Genomic DNA, 15,217 nt, shown 5'->3' on the forward strand with positions numbered 1-15,217 from the left:
TCACTTTGGCGTGCCCTTGTTTTTCGGAGCGAGCCGGCTGCGCTCTCGGCGCAGCCGGCAAGATCGTGTCAGGCTTCGGCTAGAGGCCGCCGCCCATCAGGTCTTTCACCTTCTTGGCCGCGTCGTCCGCTGCCTGGTCGACGGTCATTGCTCCGGTCAGTGCATTCTGCAGCATGTCGGGGACGATGATGTTCATGATCTCCGGCGACTGCGGCAGCGCTGGGAACGGGATGCCGTATGGCAGCATCGAGGTGGTGACATCGAGGAACTTGATGCTGTCCAGACGTTCCTTCATCCATTTGGTCTTGAAGCCGTTAAGGTTGCCGGGGTTCGAGCCGGCGTAGGCCATCTTCAGCGACCATTCAGGGCTGGTCCACATGCAGATGATGGCCTTCGCGGCCGGCTCGTCTACCTTGCCGCCTTCGACATATTCGGGCTTCAGGATGTGAATGTTCGAGCCGCCGAACACCACTGCGCGCTTGCCGTCGGGGCCAGTGGGGATGAGGCCGTAGCGCATGTTGTCGATGACCGTCTGCGCCTTGTCCTTGTCGGTGCCCGTTGCCTTCTTCTGCAGGTCGAGCATGACATTGTAGTCGGACGGGTGCGAGATCATCATGCCGAGCTGGCCGGCCAGGAACAGCGGCTGGTTGTCGGCCTGCTGGTTGGTGAGTGCCGAAACCGGAACCGATTTGTCGCGGACATACATGTCATAAGAGGCCTGCAGCGCCGCCTTGCTCTGCGGGCTGTTGAGCTCGATGTCCTTATAGGTCGGGTTCGCCTTTGCTTCGTCGAAGACGCCGCCGCCATAGGCCCACAGCTGCGGCATGAAGCGGTACGGCGTATTGCCGGCATTCTTGCGTGCCACGAGGCCGTATCCGGCAATACCGAGCTTGTCGTGGATCTGCTTGGAATATTTGACGACATCGTCCCAGGTCGCCGGAGGCTTGTTCGGATCAAGGCCCGCGCGCTTGAAGATGTCGGCATTCCAGATGAACGCCATCGTCTCATTGTTGGTTGGAATGCCGTAGGTCACCCCGTCCCAGGTCACGGCTTTCATGGCGCCAGGCCAGAAATCCTCGGTCGAATACCCTACATCCTCGGGCTTGAGCGGCTCCAGATAGCCCTTTGAGGCGAACTCGGTGCCACCCAGGATTTGCAGGCGGACCGCCATCGGCGCTGCATTGCCAAGGAGCGCCGTGCGGAACTTGTCGAGGAGATCGTTATAGGTGAGGGCTTGTTCCTCGAGCTGGATGTTCGGATAGGTCTTTCGGAAGGTCTCGAAGAAGTCCTTGTAGTACTGGCGCAGGAGGTCGGGGTCGCCCTCGAACACGCCCTGATACCAGAAAGTCAGTCGCCCCTTGTAGTCGAGCGGGGTGACCTTGCCGCAATCGGCCGCCGTATCAAAATCCTGTGTGCCGGCAATGGAGCGCACATATTCCGGCGACCACTTGCTCAAGTCGACCGGCGCCGCGCCCAGCGCGGGTGCGGACATCAACGATGCCACTAAGGCAGTGGAGACAGTGCCGCGCAGGACGGCACCGCCGAGTGTAATCCTCGTCATAGGTATCCTCCAGGTTTCTCTCCCATGCCGCTCTGCATCGAGGCGAGCGGTCTTTGCTCGTCGACCGCGGGACAATCTCAATCAATGTATCCCTTCGAGCAATTTGTACGTTTTCAGATCGCGGGTTGTCTGTCAACGCGATAAATCGTACATTGTTTATGGAAACCGTGCGTGATATCGAACAAAACGTGTATTGATCGAGGGGAGCCGGTCTTGGCCGAAACAAGCGATTTTAAAGCAGAGCCACCCGAGGGGATTGACCCTCTCGGGGCCTCAAGCGAGGGCGCCTCGCTTTATCAACTGATCAGGGAAGACATCATCGAAGGGCGGCTCGCCGCCAACGAGCGGCTTGTGGTAACCGATCTCGCCCGGCGTCACGGCACCTCGACCAACCCTGTGCGCGAAGCCCTGCAACTGTTGCGCGGCGAAGGCTTTGTCACCTTCGTTCCCAACCGCGGGGCGCGCGTTCGACCTATAGATCAGGATTTTGTCCGGGATATCTACGAGATCGGAGTCCTGATCGAGCCGGCTCTGACGCGATGGTTCGTGAATATGGCTACCGTCGAGGACATTGCTGAGCTCGAACGCATCCAGGGCCTGATCGAAGAGAACAACTTTGCCGACACGCTCAGGCACAGCGAACTGGATACCGCCTTCCATACCGTGATGTACCAGAGGCACTATAATCGCCATGCCGCCGAGCTTTGGTGGAAGCATCGGGAAGTGCTGCGAGCCGTGAGCCGGCGTTTCAATTTCACGCTCGCCCGGCGTGCGGCGATCATTCGCGAGCATCGCGAGCTCATCGCGCATGTAAAAGCGGGAAATGCGGACGAGGCAGCCGAACTCATTGCACGCCATGTCGAGGGCTCCGGGCGGCATGTCCTCGAACACATGCGCGCACGCAACGCCGCGCGGGCAGGGTAGAATATCCGGTCTGGAACATCGCTATCCCGACCACTTCAGATAGAGGCAATTGAGATGAAAATCACGAGCATTCGGCCGTGGCTAATCAAGTCCGATGCTTCTTATTGGGGGGAGTACCTGTTCGTCGAAGTGTCGACCAACGAGGGAGTGAGTGGCTGGGGAGAGATCACCACCACGACAAAGCTGGCCAACCGCGCGCTATGCACGATCTTGCGACAGATCGGTGCCGCCGTGACAGGCGAGGATCCAGCGCGTATCGAGCATCTGTGGCATAAGATTTTCCGGAGCTTCACATATATGGGCAGCCGTGGCGCTGCCGTCGAATGCGTGAGCGCCATCGACATAGCCCTCTGGGACATCCGCGGCAAAGTCCTCGACAAGCCGATCTACGAGTTGCTGGGCGGACCGCTGCGCGACGAAATCGCCCTCTATACCCATCCCAACCAGGCCAAGTTCACCAGCAAGGAGGCTGTGGTTCGTGAAATTCGAGACATCGTCGAGTCCGGCCACACTGGGCTGAAGTTCGATCCGTTCCCGCACCAGGGCCGCACCACCGATGGACTGTCGCGCGAGCAGCGGGACGGCTACCTCGACGGCAGTATGACTCGCAAGGACGAGCGAGAGGCGGCCGAACTCACAGCTCTCATCCGCGAAACGGCAGGCCCCGATGTCGACATCCTCATCGATGCGCATGGCCGCTTCGACGTTCCCACCGCCATTCGCCTCTGTCGCAGCCTCGAGGAGGCTGGCCAGATCAACTGGTTCGAGGAACCTTGTCCGCCCGAAAGCCTCAACGCGCTCAAGCAGGTGCGTGAGAAGGTCAGCGCTGCCATCTCGTGGGGCGAGCGCGGCCACACGAAATGGGATTTCGTGCCGGTGCTGGAGAACAGGCTCGCCGACTACATCATGCCCGACGTGACCTGGACCGGCGGCATTACCGAACTCAAGAAGATTTCCGCCCTGTGCGAAGCCTACTACATCCCGGTCTCGCCCCATGATGCCGCTGGACCGATAAACGTGGTTGCGGGAGCGCAGGTGATGATGACCGTTCCTAACTTCTACAAGCTCGAAACGTCGGAGTGGGATCTCTCCAAATACGATCATCTCATCGACACGCCGCTCGACGTTTCGAACGGCAGCCTCAAGCTGACGTCGAGGCCCGGTCTCGGTGTCGAGATGAACCGCGACTATCTGCAGGCTCACGAGATCGAGCTGAGTTAGCCGTGCCCGCCGGCCCATGTGCGGGTCACAAGCCCCATCGACCAGAACGAGGATAAGTCATGCCAGAGACGGGTGGAGCCGACGGGGCGCTCAATCGGGTGAACACGAGTTCCATGCCGTCCGAGCTCCGCATCACCGACATGCGTGTTGCCGAAATCGTCGGCGCGCCGTTCACCTCGGCACTGCTCAAGATTTACACCAACCAGGGCATCGTCGGACTTGGCGAGGTGCGTGACGGCGCCAGCGCCACCTACGCGCTGATGCTGAAGAGCCGGCTGCTGGGCGAGAACCCTTGCGACATCGATCGCCTGTTCCGCCGCATCAAGCAGTTTGGCGGGCACGGCCGGCAAGGCGGCGGCGTCTCCGCAGTCGAGATCGCGCTGTGGGATCTCGCAGGCAAGGCCTATGGCGTCCCGATCTATCAGATGCTGGGCGGCAAGTTTCGCGATCACGTGCGCGTCTATTGCGATACCGACGCCGAGAAGCCCAGCGGCGCCGAAACCGGCAGGCGCCTCAAGGCGCGCATGGACCGCGGCTTCACCTTCCTCAAGATGGACCTGGGCTTGATGCAGATCGCCCATGTCCCGGGCGCTGTGACAGCGCCCGCCGGCGCTCTCGACGGGTTTTATGCCAACCCGCGCGGCCGGGGCGGCACCCCCGAGGAGCGTAAGGCCCGCAACCTCGCCTACGATGCGCAGAACGTGCAGCACCCGTTCACGGGGCTGCATTTCACCGAGAAGGGGATCGATCTGCTCGAACAATATATCCACGAGGTTCGCGAGGTCATCGGCTACGAGATCCCTTTAGCCATCGATCATGTCGGCCACATCTCGCTGCAGGACGGCATACGGCTATCGCGCCGTATCGAGAAATATGCCCCTGCCTGGCTCGAGGACGTGATCCCCTGGCAATACACCGAGCAATACCGGCAACTGCAGGAAGCCACCACGGTGCCGATCTGCACCGGCGAGGACATCTACCTCAAGGAGGCCTTCGAGCCCCTGCTCAAGAGCGGCGGCGTCTCGATCATCCATCCGGACCTGCTCACCAGCGGCGGCATCCTCGAAACCAAGAAGATCGGCGACATGGCGCAGGACCACGGCGTCGCCATGGCGATCCATATGGCCGAAAGCCCGATCGCCGCGACGGCCGCGGCGCATGTCGCCACCGCGACCGAAAACTTCATGGCGCTCGAATACCACTCCGCCGATGTCGACTGGTGGGACGACATCGTCACCGGCCTGCCCAAGCCGCTCGTCAAGAACGGCTTCATCACCGTGTCCGACAAGCCTGGGCTGGGCATAGACGATGTAGTCGACGAGGTGATCAGCCAGCATCTGCAACCGGGTGTCACGGGGATATGGCAATCCACCGAGCATTGGGACAATGAGTATAGCTGGGACCGGACCTGGAGTTAGCCCAGACCCCTTGCCCTCATTCCCCCAGCGCTCACAGGCCAACGACCGACCATTCGTGTCGACCTTCCCAGGGGAGACGCGAAGAAAGAAACGGACGAAACCATGATCTACGAACTGCGTATCTATGACTGCCTGCCGGGCAGGCTGCCGGCTTTGCTCAAGCGCTTTTCCGACCAGACGCTGGCCATCTGGGAGAGGCATGGCATCCGCCAAGCCGGGTTTTTCACCACGGCGATCGGCGAAAACAGCAATCGCCTCACCTATTTCCTCGCCTGGGAATCGCTGGCCGAGCGTGAGGTGAAGTGGGCGGCTTTCGTCACCGATCCGGCATGGCACAGGGCCCGGGACGAGTCTGAGCGCGACGGGCAGATCATTGCCAATATCAGCAGCCAGCTGCTCACGCCGACAGCTTTCTCGTCTGTGAAATAGGACTGCGCCATGAAGATCACCGACCTGCGCTGTGCCGTCATCGGCAAGCACCCCATAGTGCGCATCGTGACCGATGAGGGCCTCTATGGCCTTGGCGAGGTCGAGTTCACCAAGACCTACCTCAAGCCCTTTGTGCTGCATTTCCGCGACGCGCTGATCGGCGAGGATCCGACAGACGTCGAGCGAGTGATGCTGAAGATCCGCCAACGCGGCTCGTTCAAGCCCTATGGCGCTGCCGTTTCCGCCATCGAGCATGCCTTGTGGGACATCGCCGGCAAGGCGGCTGGCGTGCCGGCCTACAAGCTGCTCGGCGGCAAGGTGCGTGACAAGGTGCGTGTCTACAACGGCTCGATCCGCCGCAAACGCACGGGCGATCGGCCGGAGGATTACGCCGCCGACGTCAAATGGATGATGGAGCAGCCGCAGAACTTCTTCATGATCAAGCAGGGAATCTCGTTCCATTCCAATATGAAGGACACCATCGAGGGCTTCCATTACGGCGTGACGCAGAAGAAGGCCGGCTATCACGGCGCCATGGATCAGGGCATGATCAGCGAGCGCGGTTTCAATCACATGCTCGACTGCGTGATCGCGATGAAGGAAGTGCTGGGCGACAAGGTCAGCCTGGCGCTCGACTGCGGCCCGGGCTGGATGTTGCCGGATGCGATCAGGTTCGCCCGCGCGGTCGAGAAGTACAATCTGATGTGGCTCGAGGACATGCTGACCGGCGACTATGTGCCCTGGGTCAATCCACAGGCCTACCGGGAGCTGACGACCTCCACCTCGACGCCGATCCATACCGGCGAGCAGATCTACCTGCGCCACAATTTCAAGGAACTGATCGAGACCCAGGCGGTGCGCGTCATCGGCCCCGATCCGGCCGATATTGGCGGCATTGCCGAGCTCAAATGGGTCGCCGAGCACGCCTACATGCACTCAATCCTGATGGCGCCGCACGGCACCGCCAACGGCCTGCTCGGCCTCGGCGCGCTGATCAATGTCTGCGCCACCTTGCCCGCCAACTACGTGGCATTCGAATATCCCAGCGCCTCGGACCCGTGGTGGAACGATATCGTCATCGGCCTGCCCAAGCAGGTGGTAAAGGATTCGATGGTCGATCTGCTCGAAGCTCCCGGGCTCGGGCTCGACATCGACGCCCAGGGTGCCAAGCAGTATCTGCTGGCAGAGGACGCCGGGTTCTTCGACTGATTGGGCGTCAAGCCAGCCTAGGCGCGTGAACGCTCACCGGATGCGTTGTCCGTCTTCGCCGAAGAGCCGCGCCGATGCGGGCGCAAAATGCAGGATGATCTTGTCGCCGGTCCTTGGTTGCGACGACCGCCGCTCCGCGATGATGGTCTCGCCGGTCGCCAGCGTAGCGTGGACATAGGACGTGGAGCCCATCGCTTCGACGAATTCCACCTTTGCCTCGAGGTCGATACCGCTGTCCTGGTCGAGATGTTCGGGCCTCAGGCCCAGCCGCAGTTGCCGTCCGGGCTCAAGCGGGGTCTGTGCCGGGCTGTCCATCTCTTGGCCTCCAAACGCGAGACGGCCCCCCGCCTGCACAATGGCGGTCAGAAAGTTCATCCGCGGGGAGCCGATGAAACCCGCGACGAACGCGTTGTCGGGATCTTGATAGAGGTCTTGCGGTGTGCCGATCTGCTCGATGCGCCCACTGCGCAGCACAATGATCCGATCGGCCATGGTCAGCGCTTCAGTCTGGTCGTGCGTCACATAGATCATGGTGTTGCCAAGGACCCGGTGGAGCTTGGCGAGTTCCACGCGCATCTGCACCCGCAGCTCGGCATCCAGATTGCTGAGCGGCTCATCGAAGAGAAACACCTTCGGGTCGCGGACGATCGCGCGCCCTATTGCCACCCGTTGGCGCTGTCCTCCCGAGAGCTGGGCCGGCTTGCGCTGCAAATAGTCTTCGAGCTGCAGGATCTTGGCCGCGCGCCCGACCTTGCTGGCGATTTCCTCCTTCGGGCGGTGCGCCATCCGCAGGCCGAAGCTCATGTTGTCCGCCACCGTCATGTGCGGATAGAGCGCATAGGACTGGAACACCATCGCCACTCCGCGGTCGGCAGGCTCGGCGTCTGTCACGTCGTCGCCGCCGATGAAGATCTCGCCCCCGCTCGTCTCTTCGAGCCCGGCAATCATGCGCAGCAGGGTGGATTTTCCGCAGCCCGACGGGCCAACGAATACGGCGAACTCGCCCTCCTCGATCGAAAGCGAGACATCGCGGATAACGTCCGTCGATCCAAAGCTCTTGCTGACCTGTTTCAGTTCGACACGCGCCATCGGCTAACCTTTCACTGCGCCCACGGCGATGCCCGAAACAATTCGTCGCTGGAACAGGATGTAAAGAACAACGATCGGCGCCGCCGCGATGACGATGCCAGCGGTAAACAGGGGTATCTGGTCCGAGTACTGGCCCTTGAGCGCGGAAATCCCCACCATGAGGGTGCGGTGCTTCTGCATGACCAGCAGGGAGATCAGAATGTCGTTCCAGCAGCTCAGCGTGTTGAGGATGGCCAGCGTCACCAATGCCGGCGTTCCCAGGGGCAGCATCACGTGCCACCAGACCTGCAGCAGCGAGGCCCCGTCGATCCGCGCCGCTTCGATCAGCTCGCGCGGCAGCCCGGAGTAGAACGCCGTCATCATGTAGACCGAGAAAGGCAGGAAAAATGCGGTGTAGGACAAGATGAGCCCGATGTGCGTGTTGACCAGGTTGAGGGCAAGCATCGTGCGCATGAAGGGCACCAGCACGACCTGCACGGGGATCATCAGCGACGACAGGATTACCGCGAACAGGAAGCGCCGATAGGGAAAGCGCAGCGACGCGAGGGCGAAGCCGGCCATGGAAGACACGACCATCAACAGGATGACCGCCCCGAGCGTCGCAATCACGGAATTGAGGAAATACTCATCAAGGTGCGCCCGGGTCCAGGCTTGCACGAAGTTGTCGAGCGTGGGCTGCACGGCGAGCCCGAAGCGGTCGAGCATGTAATCGTGACGTGTCTTGAGCGCGTTGTTGACGGCGAAAAAGATCGGGTAGAGGCAGCTCAAGGCCAGCAACCCCATCGGGATCGCCGCGATCCTCAGGGTCAGCCGCTGTCGTTTTCCTGCTCCTGACACGACCTCTCCTTCAGATGTTCGCGTTGCGCGACAAGATGCGAATCTGCAGCCATGCGAGAATGCTCGTCATGAAAAACAGGACCATCGAGACAGCCGCGGCGTAGGCGGGCCGGTTGAGCTTTCCCTGTGCGGCCCAGATCAGATATTCGGGCACCGTCGTCGCCGTGCCGGGTCCGCCGCCGGTCAGCACGTAGATCAGGCCGAACATCGAAGTCAGCAGGCCGATGGTCGTGATCACCGTCGAGAACTCGATGATGGGGCGAAGCTCCGGGATGATGACATGCCACCAGATCTGCCACATCTTGGCGCCGTCGAGACATGCCGCTTCTACCATTTCCTTGGACACGGTCGACAGCCCGGCAAGGAAGATCAGCACACCCATGCCGAAGGTCGACCAGCATTGGATCGCCAGCGTCACCGGAAGTGCGGTCGCCGAGTGGCCCAGCCAGTCCACGCCGCTGATCCCCGCGATGCCCAGCAACGCGTTCAGATTGCCATTGAAGCTCAGCACCACGCTGAAAATAGACCCGATGATGACGCTCGAGAGAATGGCGGGAAAGAAATAGACGGAGCGGAAAAACGTGCGCCCCGGCACGCCTTGGTGGATCAGGATGGCCAGCAGCATCGGGATGGTCACAAAGATCGGCACCGAAAGCAGTACCACGACGGCGTTGGCCATGGCGGAGCGGAAATTCGGGTCGTCCAGTGCGCGCAGATAGTTGCCGGCGCCGATGAACTGGCCCGGGTCGGTCGACGTCGCGCTGGTCAGGGAGATGCCAAACCCCCAGAACAGCGGAAAGATGCGAAACACCAGGACAAGCAGGATGGCCGGAAGCAGGAACAGCACCGCAACGCGCGCCTCTGTCCGGCGGCTCCGGCCTGGGCGGGTACGGGTCCGCGTGGCTTGGCCAGTCTGGTGTAACGAATTGGCGGTCATGGGCACGTCACTGATGCGGGGACGGGGGCGCGTCGCAGCGCCCCCACTGTCTGCGTGAGAAGATTGCTATTGCGGCTTGGCTTCAGCCTGGACCTTGTCCAGCGCCGTCGCGGCCTGGTCCACGGTGGTTTCACCGTTGAACAGGAGCTGGCTCTGGTGGTGCCATTCATCGAGCTCGGCCGCTGAAGAATTGGCATGCGTGGTCGGAACGGCTCTGGTCGCAAGCCAGCCCATGATCTGCTTGAGGCCAGGGCTGTCAATGCCGGATGTGTTGACTTCGGTGTTTGCTGGCACCGAGCCGGTGTCGTTGACCAGGTATGACAGGACTTCCGGCGAAGCGAGGATTCGCACCGCGTCGACGGCGAGATCGATGTTCGCGGAGTCCTTGTTCACGCCGTAGCCAACGCCGCCGTCAAGCGGTACGCCAGGGGCACCTTCATGCTGATCGGCAGCAACGGTCGGCGAGGGCATGGGATAGACCCCGACCTTGTCGACGCCCATGTTGGTCTCGAACTGCTTCCAATGCGCGACGTTGGAGAGCAGACCCATCACGTTGGCTCCGACACCTTGCTCGAAGAGGGCGAACTCATCCATGAACATGGTCTGCGAGTTACCGCCCTCCTGGTACCAGCCATTCTTGGCGGTATCGACCCAGGCCTGCAAGATCGCCTTGATCGGCGGATCCGACCAATGGAGCTTGCCTGCCAGCCAATCGGCCTGTTGCTGCGCGGTCAGCGACTGGTTCGCCGCTTCCGAAAGGAAGAACTCGGCGTTGTAGCCTTCCTTGTTGGCCATCATGAAGCATGCGGGTTTACCCTGCGCCTTCAAGGCGTCGCAGACCTTGGTCAGTTCGGCCCAACTCGTCGGCGGCTTCTCCGGATCGAGCCCTGCGGCCTTGTAAAGCGCTTTGTTGTAGTAGACGACGTGACCCTGCAGCGTCGTCGGGATGAAGTACAGCTTGCCATCAGGTCCGGTGAACGCGGACTTTCCAACGAGCTTCGGGATCAGGTCGGGCAGCTTGTCGTCGAGCGGGATCAGCCCGCCGACCAGGGCCTTGGCCTGGGCGCCGCCATTGGCCCAGATGACGTCAGGGCCGGCCTTCGAAGCGAGCGCGGTGCCCAGTAGCGTGTAGTACTCGGCGTCCGGTTGAGACAGGAGGTTGAGAGTTGCTCCCGGGTGCGCGGCCTCGAATGCGGCCTTCGCGTGATCGTAGTATGTCGCGTGGGCGGCATCGTCCACGTTGACGTCCCAGACGGTGATCTCCTGGGCCAGCGCCGGCGACGCCACCACCATGGTCGCAATAGCGGTCAATATCTTCAGCTTCTGCACGTCATTCCTCCCTTTTTATCTACCAGGCCTTCGCTTCATCCAGCGCTCGCTGCGAGTTTGGGATCCCGTCAACCCGCGGGTTGACGGGCGCTTCACCAAGGTCTTCGCGCGACAGGATTTCGGGGCGCGTCCAATCCAGACGCCCGGTCTCCGACAAGACCAGCCCATGGCCCGTTCGATCGGGCGCATGAATCCAGCCGTCATGAATTTCGATTGTTTGCTCGACCAGGTGATCGAAGTTCTGGAACGAGTATTCGAGCCACTCGACTTCGGGCAGCGCACAGGCCATGTGTACGCCGATTTCGAGAAACGTATTGCCAAGCGTCACCGGAACGCCGAGTTCGGCTGCCAGCCAGCCGATCCGCATCACGTCCGTCACCTGCCCATGGACATTCAGCATGTCGGTTGCGCCGGCCTGCATCAACAGGCGCTTGCCGGCCGCATCGAGGTATTCGCCTGAATTGATCATGGTCCACGGCGTTGCCGCCTTGAGGTTGCGAAGGCCGTCGAAGTCATGGCGCAAGATAGGGTCCTCAACCCATAGCAAATCATAGCCAAGGCTATGAATTTTCTGCAGTTTTACCGATGCCTCCTTGGCCCCCCAAGCCTCGTTTGCGTCAATCATGATCGACGAGCCGGGCCGCACCGTCTTTCGCAACAGCTCCAGCCGGGACAAATCCCGGTCGAAATCGGGATGCCCCACCTTGATCTTGAACGCGCGATAACCAAGCGCCTCGGCATGGGCAAAGAACGCTTGGAATTCATCGTCGCTGAGGTGGAAATCGAGACCGGATGCGTAGGCTTTCACGCGTTTGCGTCGGCTCCCCAGGAGCTCGTGCAACGGCAGGCCGACCAGCTTCGCACTCAGATCCCACAACGCAACCTGGAGGGCTTCCTCGAAAGGTAAGCCGAAGGCGCGCCTGTTTCCGCCGCGGGGCCGCTGGACCCGATGCACGAGCCCCAAAGGCGATTGCCCTGCGAGATCGGGCCAAGCCTCCTCTTCAAAAACACGAACGATCTCGGCCTGGTCCGGCAAGGGGTGAAACAGGCTCTGGACAAAGCCCAGCCCGACCAGGCCATTCTCGGCAACGAGCTCAAGCGCGGCCACGTGTGCCGCATCGATGCGGACCTGACTGTCACCGATGGTCCGGTCACGAGCGAATTGATAGCGGGTAATGCGATACTCGGCGATGCGCATACTGCGTCTCTGATATGTCAGAATGCGCTTTAGATATTTCAGTTTTGGAAAAGAGGCAAGCGGCCAGGCGCAAAACCGTCCGGCAGGCAGGCACGCAAATGCAGTGGGCGACGCTTCGTCGACCGGTTAGCGGCCCTGGCTCGATGGCCGCGCGACGACCTGCAAGCAGCCCAGGATACCGGTTGCGCGCAGCGCAGTACCCCGGTCAGTCGTATCCCTGCAAAGGTCCATTGATAACCGGCAATGCGATACTTTACGATGGCACGGCCGGTAATGTTTCAGAATCATGTTTAGATATTTCAGATGCGAGGTCAAAAGTGGCGCAGCACGACGATCAGTCCGATGGGGCCGCCGGGGCGGCAGCCGGCCAACGCCTTGGCGATCGTGCCTACACGCGCATTCTTGAGACACTGTTTGAGCGGAAGATCCCCGCGGGGGCCTTTCTGTCGCAAGGCGATCTTGTCGAAATGCTGCAAATCCCGGTTGCGCCGCTGCGCGATGCGCTCAAGCTGCTCGAGGCAGAGGGGATCGTCATCATCCATTCGCGCTCGGGCATCCAGTTCGTCAAGCCCGGGTTCGAACTGACCAGGTCGACCTACCAGTTTCGCAGCATTCTGGAGCGTGCAGCGACAGGGGTTTACGCGCAAACCGCGGACGAGGCGGACCTGGCGGAACTGGAAAGACGTCATTTGGCGGTCATCGAGGAGATCGAGCGCGGTGGGCTCACCGACCTGGTCAGGGCCGACCTCGAGCAACTCGAGACCTTGCTGCATCACTCCATCATTGCCAGCCTGAACAATCCATTGATCGACAGTTCCTACAAGCGGCTTCACAACTACGTCCGGCTGATCCGGCTGGACAGAAAGGTCACCGTGCCTCTCGTGCTGCAATCCCTGCGCGAGCACATGCAGGTCATCCTGGCATGCAAGGCACGCGACCCGGAGGCGGCTGCGGCGGCCATGCAGGCGCATCTGGCCTCGGCCCTGCAGCGCGGTCTGGGCCTCTACTACGGCTACTAGGCTGACTGAGATCCCACGAAGCGGGCCAACAGTGACGCGGCTTCGGTGCCCGCCACGCCAAGGTCGCGGACGCTGCTCATGTGATTGGCCGCCGCAAGGGTCGTGCGCGAGACAGCCAGCCCTTGGTTTTCCAGGTGGCTCGTGAACATCGCGGCCTGGCTGTGGAAGGGCGGCGTCTCATCGGCGCCGACCGAGATCTCTACGGCCACGGATGGATCGAAGCTGTGGTTGATCGGCGAGAACCGGCGGGCTTCTTCGTCGGTGATCGCGATCTCGGCGGCAAGGAATGACATTTGCAACGGCTTCAGGTCGTAAAGGCCGCCGAGCAGCAGCGCAGCTTTGATGCCGGACGGCCGGTCGTCGCCGTCGAAAAGCATCGTTGCCAGCTGCGCGCCGGCGGAATGACCGCTAACGGTCAGCAGATCGGGATCGCCGCCATGGTCCGCGATATGGTCAAGCACCCATCGCTTGGCGCGGCGCGTCTGGTCAACGATTTTTGCCATCCTGACTGCTGGCATCAGCGCATAGTCGACGATGACTGCGATCGCACCGGCGTTCGTGACGGTCTCGGCGACATAAGAATAATCACGCTTGGAGAACATGCGCCAATAGCCGCCGTGAATGAACATATGCACCGGCAGGCGGTCCCGTTTGCCCTCGGGAAAGAACAGATCGATGGTCTCGGTGGCGTCATCTCCGTAGGCGACGTCGCCGACCATTGGCACGTTCGCCCTGCTATCTTCGCTTCTGCGCACGATCTCGGCGACGATGTCGTCGAACTCGACCACATGATCGCGAATGCGAAACGGATCTTTGGCGTGTCCGCTCACAGGGTTACGGCGATGTACTTCGCCTCCATGAACTCGGCAACGCCGTGCTTTTGACCACCTTCGCGGCCCAGTCCGCTCTGCTTGACGCCGCCAAAGGGCGCCGCCGGATCCGACATCAGGCCGCGGTTCAGGGCGATCATGCCCGCCTCGATCTTCGATGCCACGCGCATCCCCCTGGCCAGGTCGCGCGTGTAGATATAGGCAGCGAGACCGTATTCGGTATCGTTGGCCCTCGCGATGGCGTCCGCCTCGCTGTCGAAGCGCATGATCGGAGCCACGGGGCCGAATATTTCCTCATGGATCATGGCGGCGTCAGTGGAAACGTCGCGAAGCACCGTTGGCGGGTAGAAGTAGCCCTTGCCTTCGGCAATCGCTCCGCCGCACAGAACCTTGGCGCCACGGGCGACCGCGTCCTGGACGAGACGATCGATCTTGTCCACGGCCTTGCTGGTGATCATCGGGCCGCACTCGGTTTCCGGGTGTGTGCCAGGACCTACATTGAGGGCAGCCATGCGTTTGCACAGCCCATCGGCGAAGGCATCATGAATGCCGGCCTGCACGTAAAGCCGATTGGCGGCGGTGCAGGCCTCGCCGGCATTGCGCATCTTGGCAACCATCGCACCGTCGAGCGCTGCTTCCAGGTCGGCGTCGTCGAAGACAATGAACGGTGCATTGCCGCCAAGTTCCATCGAACAGGAGATGACGTGCTTGGCGGCTTCGGCCAGGAGCACCCGGCCGATACCGGTCGAGCCGGTGAATGACAGTTTTCGCACGCGTGGATCGGCCAGCATGGCAGCCGTCACCGGCCCCGGCGTCGAGGTCGTGAGCACGTTTACGACGCCGGGCGGCACGCCGGCTTCCTCGTAGAGCGCTGCAAGCGCATAGGCCGTCAGTGGCGTCTCGCTGGCTGGCTTCAGGATCACAGTACAGCCGGCCGCGAGCGCCGGCGCGATCTTGCGCGTCGCCATGGCTGCCGGAAAATTCCATGGCGTGATGAGCACGCAAATGCCGATGGGCTGGTAGTCGACAATGATCCGGTTGGCGCCCGAGGGCGCAAGGCCGAACTCACCGCTGATGCGGACCGCCTCCTCGGCGTTCCAGCGAAAGAACTCGGCGGCGTAGGCGACCTCACTGCGCGCGTCACGCAGCGCCTTGCCGTTCTCCAGCGAGATCAGCGCAGCCAGTATCTCCGCCCGTTCGGTCATCAGTTCGAAGC

At 61.6% G+C, this 15,217-nt stretch carries 14 protein-coding genes; 6 read left to right on the plus strand and 8 right to left on the minus strand.

The features are described from left to right. Nucleotides 1–79 precede the first annotated feature (79 nt). Nucleotides 80–1,561 carry a sugar ABC transporter substrate-binding protein gene (locus EN742_RS07375; RefSeq protein ID WP_127405151.1) on the minus strand — a complete coding sequence of 494 codons (1,482 nt, stop codon included), beginning with the start codon at nucleotides 1,559–1,561 and terminating at the stop codon, nucleotides 80–82. Between the two features lie 213 nt (nucleotides 1,562–1,774). On the opposite strand from EN742_RS07375, the gene EN742_RS07380 reads away from it, so the two are divergent. The 5 genes from EN742_RS07380 to EN742_RS07400 all read left to right on the plus strand — a co-directional run bounded on the left by EN742_RS07380 (nucleotide 1,775) and on the right by EN742_RS07400 (nucleotide 6,762). Then, on the plus strand, nucleotides 1,775–2,485 hold the full coding sequence (locus EN742_RS07380; RefSeq protein ID WP_127405150.1) for a GntR family transcriptional regulator: 711 nt from the start codon (nucleotides 1,775–1,777) through the stop codon (nucleotides 2,483–2,485). A gap of 54 nt (nucleotides 2,486–2,539) precedes the next feature. Further along, a complete protein-coding gene (locus EN742_RS07385; protein ID WP_127405149.1) occupies nucleotides 2,540–3,706 on the plus strand; it encodes a mandelate racemase/muconate lactonizing enzyme family protein in 1,167 nt (388 codons plus the stop codon). 59 nt (nucleotides 3,707–3,765) lie between these two features. After that, entirely contained in the window at nucleotides 3,766–5,124 is a 1,359-nt protein-coding gene (locus tag EN742_RS07390) for a mandelate racemase/muconate lactonizing enzyme family protein (RefSeq protein WP_127405148.1), read from the plus strand. 102 nt (nucleotides 5,125–5,226) lie between these two features. Beyond that, a complete protein-coding gene (locus EN742_RS07395; RefSeq protein ID WP_126087690.1) occupies nucleotides 5,227–5,553 on the plus strand; it encodes an NIPSNAP family protein in 327 nt (108 codons plus the stop codon). Nucleotides 5,554–5,562: 9 nt separating this feature from the next. After that, nucleotides 5,563–6,762 (plus strand): mandelate racemase/muconate lactonizing enzyme family protein, encoded by a 1,200-nt coding sequence (locus EN742_RS07400; protein ID WP_126056167.1) that lies wholly within the window; start codon nucleotides 5,563–5,565, stop codon nucleotides 6,760–6,762. Nucleotides 6,763–6,795: 33 nt separating this feature from the next. Here EN742_RS07400 and ugpC read toward each other — a convergent pair whose 3' ends face one another. The 5 genes from ugpC to EN742_RS07425 all read right to left on the minus strand — a co-directional run bounded on the left by ugpC (nucleotide 6,796) and on the right by EN742_RS07425 (nucleotide 12,152). Next, nucleotides 6,796–7,851, minus strand: a complete 1,056-nt coding sequence (ugpC, locus tag EN742_RS07405; RefSeq protein WP_127405147.1) for a sn-glycerol-3-phosphate ABC transporter ATP-binding protein UgpC — start codon at nucleotides 7,849–7,851, stop codon at nucleotides 6,796–6,798. 3 nt (nucleotides 7,852–7,854) lie between these two features. Continuing rightward, a complete protein-coding gene (locus EN742_RS07410; protein WP_210212550.1) occupies nucleotides 7,855–8,688 on the minus strand; it encodes a carbohydrate ABC transporter permease in 834 nt (277 codons plus the stop codon). 10 nt (nucleotides 8,689–8,698) lie between these two features. Next, a complete protein-coding gene (locus tag EN742_RS07415; protein ID WP_128332609.1) occupies nucleotides 8,699–9,625 on the minus strand; it encodes a sugar ABC transporter permease in 927 nt (308 codons plus the stop codon). A gap of 66 nt (nucleotides 9,626–9,691) precedes the next feature. Beyond that, nucleotides 9,692–10,954 (minus strand): extracellular solute-binding protein, encoded by a 1,263-nt coding sequence (locus EN742_RS07420; protein WP_245482388.1) that lies wholly within the window; start codon nucleotides 10,952–10,954, stop codon nucleotides 9,692–9,694. A 19-nt stretch (nucleotides 10,955–10,973) separates the two neighbouring features. Continuing rightward, nucleotides 10,974–12,152: a mandelate racemase/muconate lactonizing enzyme family protein gene (locus tag EN742_RS07425; protein ID WP_127406395.1), complete on the minus strand. Its 1,179-nt coding sequence runs from the start codon at nucleotides 12,150–12,152 to the stop codon at nucleotides 10,974–10,976. 317 nt (nucleotides 12,153–12,469) lie between these two features. Here EN742_RS07425 and EN742_RS07430 point away from each other — a divergent pair, with 317 nt between their 5' ends. Then, nucleotides 12,470–13,171: a GntR family transcriptional regulator gene (locus EN742_RS07430; RefSeq protein ID WP_127282711.1), complete on the plus strand. Its 702-nt coding sequence runs from the start codon at nucleotides 12,470–12,472 to the stop codon at nucleotides 13,169–13,171. On the opposite strand, the gene EN742_RS07435 is transcribed toward EN742_RS07430, so the two are convergent. Both EN742_RS07435 and EN742_RS07440 read right to left on the minus strand, forming a co-directional pair. Continuing rightward, nucleotides 13,168–14,001 (minus strand): alpha/beta hydrolase, encoded by an 834-nt coding sequence (locus tag EN742_RS07435; RefSeq protein WP_128332610.1) that lies wholly within the window; start codon nucleotides 13,999–14,001, stop codon nucleotides 13,168–13,170. The two genes, EN742_RS07430 and EN742_RS07435, sit on opposite strands and share 4 nt — an antisense overlap. Further along, nucleotides 13,998–15,217, minus strand: a 1,220-nt coding sequence (locus EN742_RS07440; protein WP_145989209.1) for an NAD-dependent succinate-semialdehyde dehydrogenase, incomplete at its 5' end; no start/stop codon positions are given. The genes EN742_RS07435 and EN742_RS07440, both read right to left, overlap by 4 nt.

This window comes from Mesorhizobium sp. M4A.F.Ca.ET.020.02.1.1, from assembly GCF_004022645.1.
Taxonomy (GTDB): Bacteria; Pseudomonadota; Alphaproteobacteria; order Rhizobiales; family Rhizobiaceae; genus Mesorhizobium.

Coding starts and splice junctions, on each gene's coding strand:
- EN742_RS07375 (WP_127405151.1), bottom strand. CDS start 1,561: ATGACGAGGATTACACTCGGCGGTGCCGTCCTGCGCGGCACTGTCTCC.
- EN742_RS07385 (WP_127405149.1), top strand. CDS start 2,540: ATGAAAATCACGAGCATTCGGCCGTGGCTAATCAAGTCCGATGCTTCT.
- EN742_RS07390 (WP_127405148.1), top strand. CDS start 3,766: ATGCCAGAGACGGGTGGAGCCGACGGGGCGCTCAATCGGGTGAACACG.
- EN742_RS07395 (WP_126087690.1), top strand. CDS start 5,227: ATGATCTACGAACTGCGTATCTATGACTGCCTGCCGGGCAGGCTGCCG.
- EN742_RS07400 (WP_126056167.1), top strand. CDS start 5,563: ATGAAGATCACCGACCTGCGCTGTGCCGTCATCGGCAAGCACCCCATA.
- ugpC (WP_127405147.1), bottom strand. CDS start 7,851: ATGGCGCGTGTCGAACTGAAACAGGTCAGCAAGAGCTTTGGATCGACG.
- EN742_RS07415 (WP_128332609.1), bottom strand. CDS start 9,625: ATGACCGCCAATTCGTTACACCAGACTGGCCAAGCCACGCGGACCCGT.
- EN742_RS07425 (WP_127406395.1), bottom strand. CDS start 12,152: ATGCGCATCGCCGAGTATCGCATTACCCGCTATCAATTCGCTCGTGAC.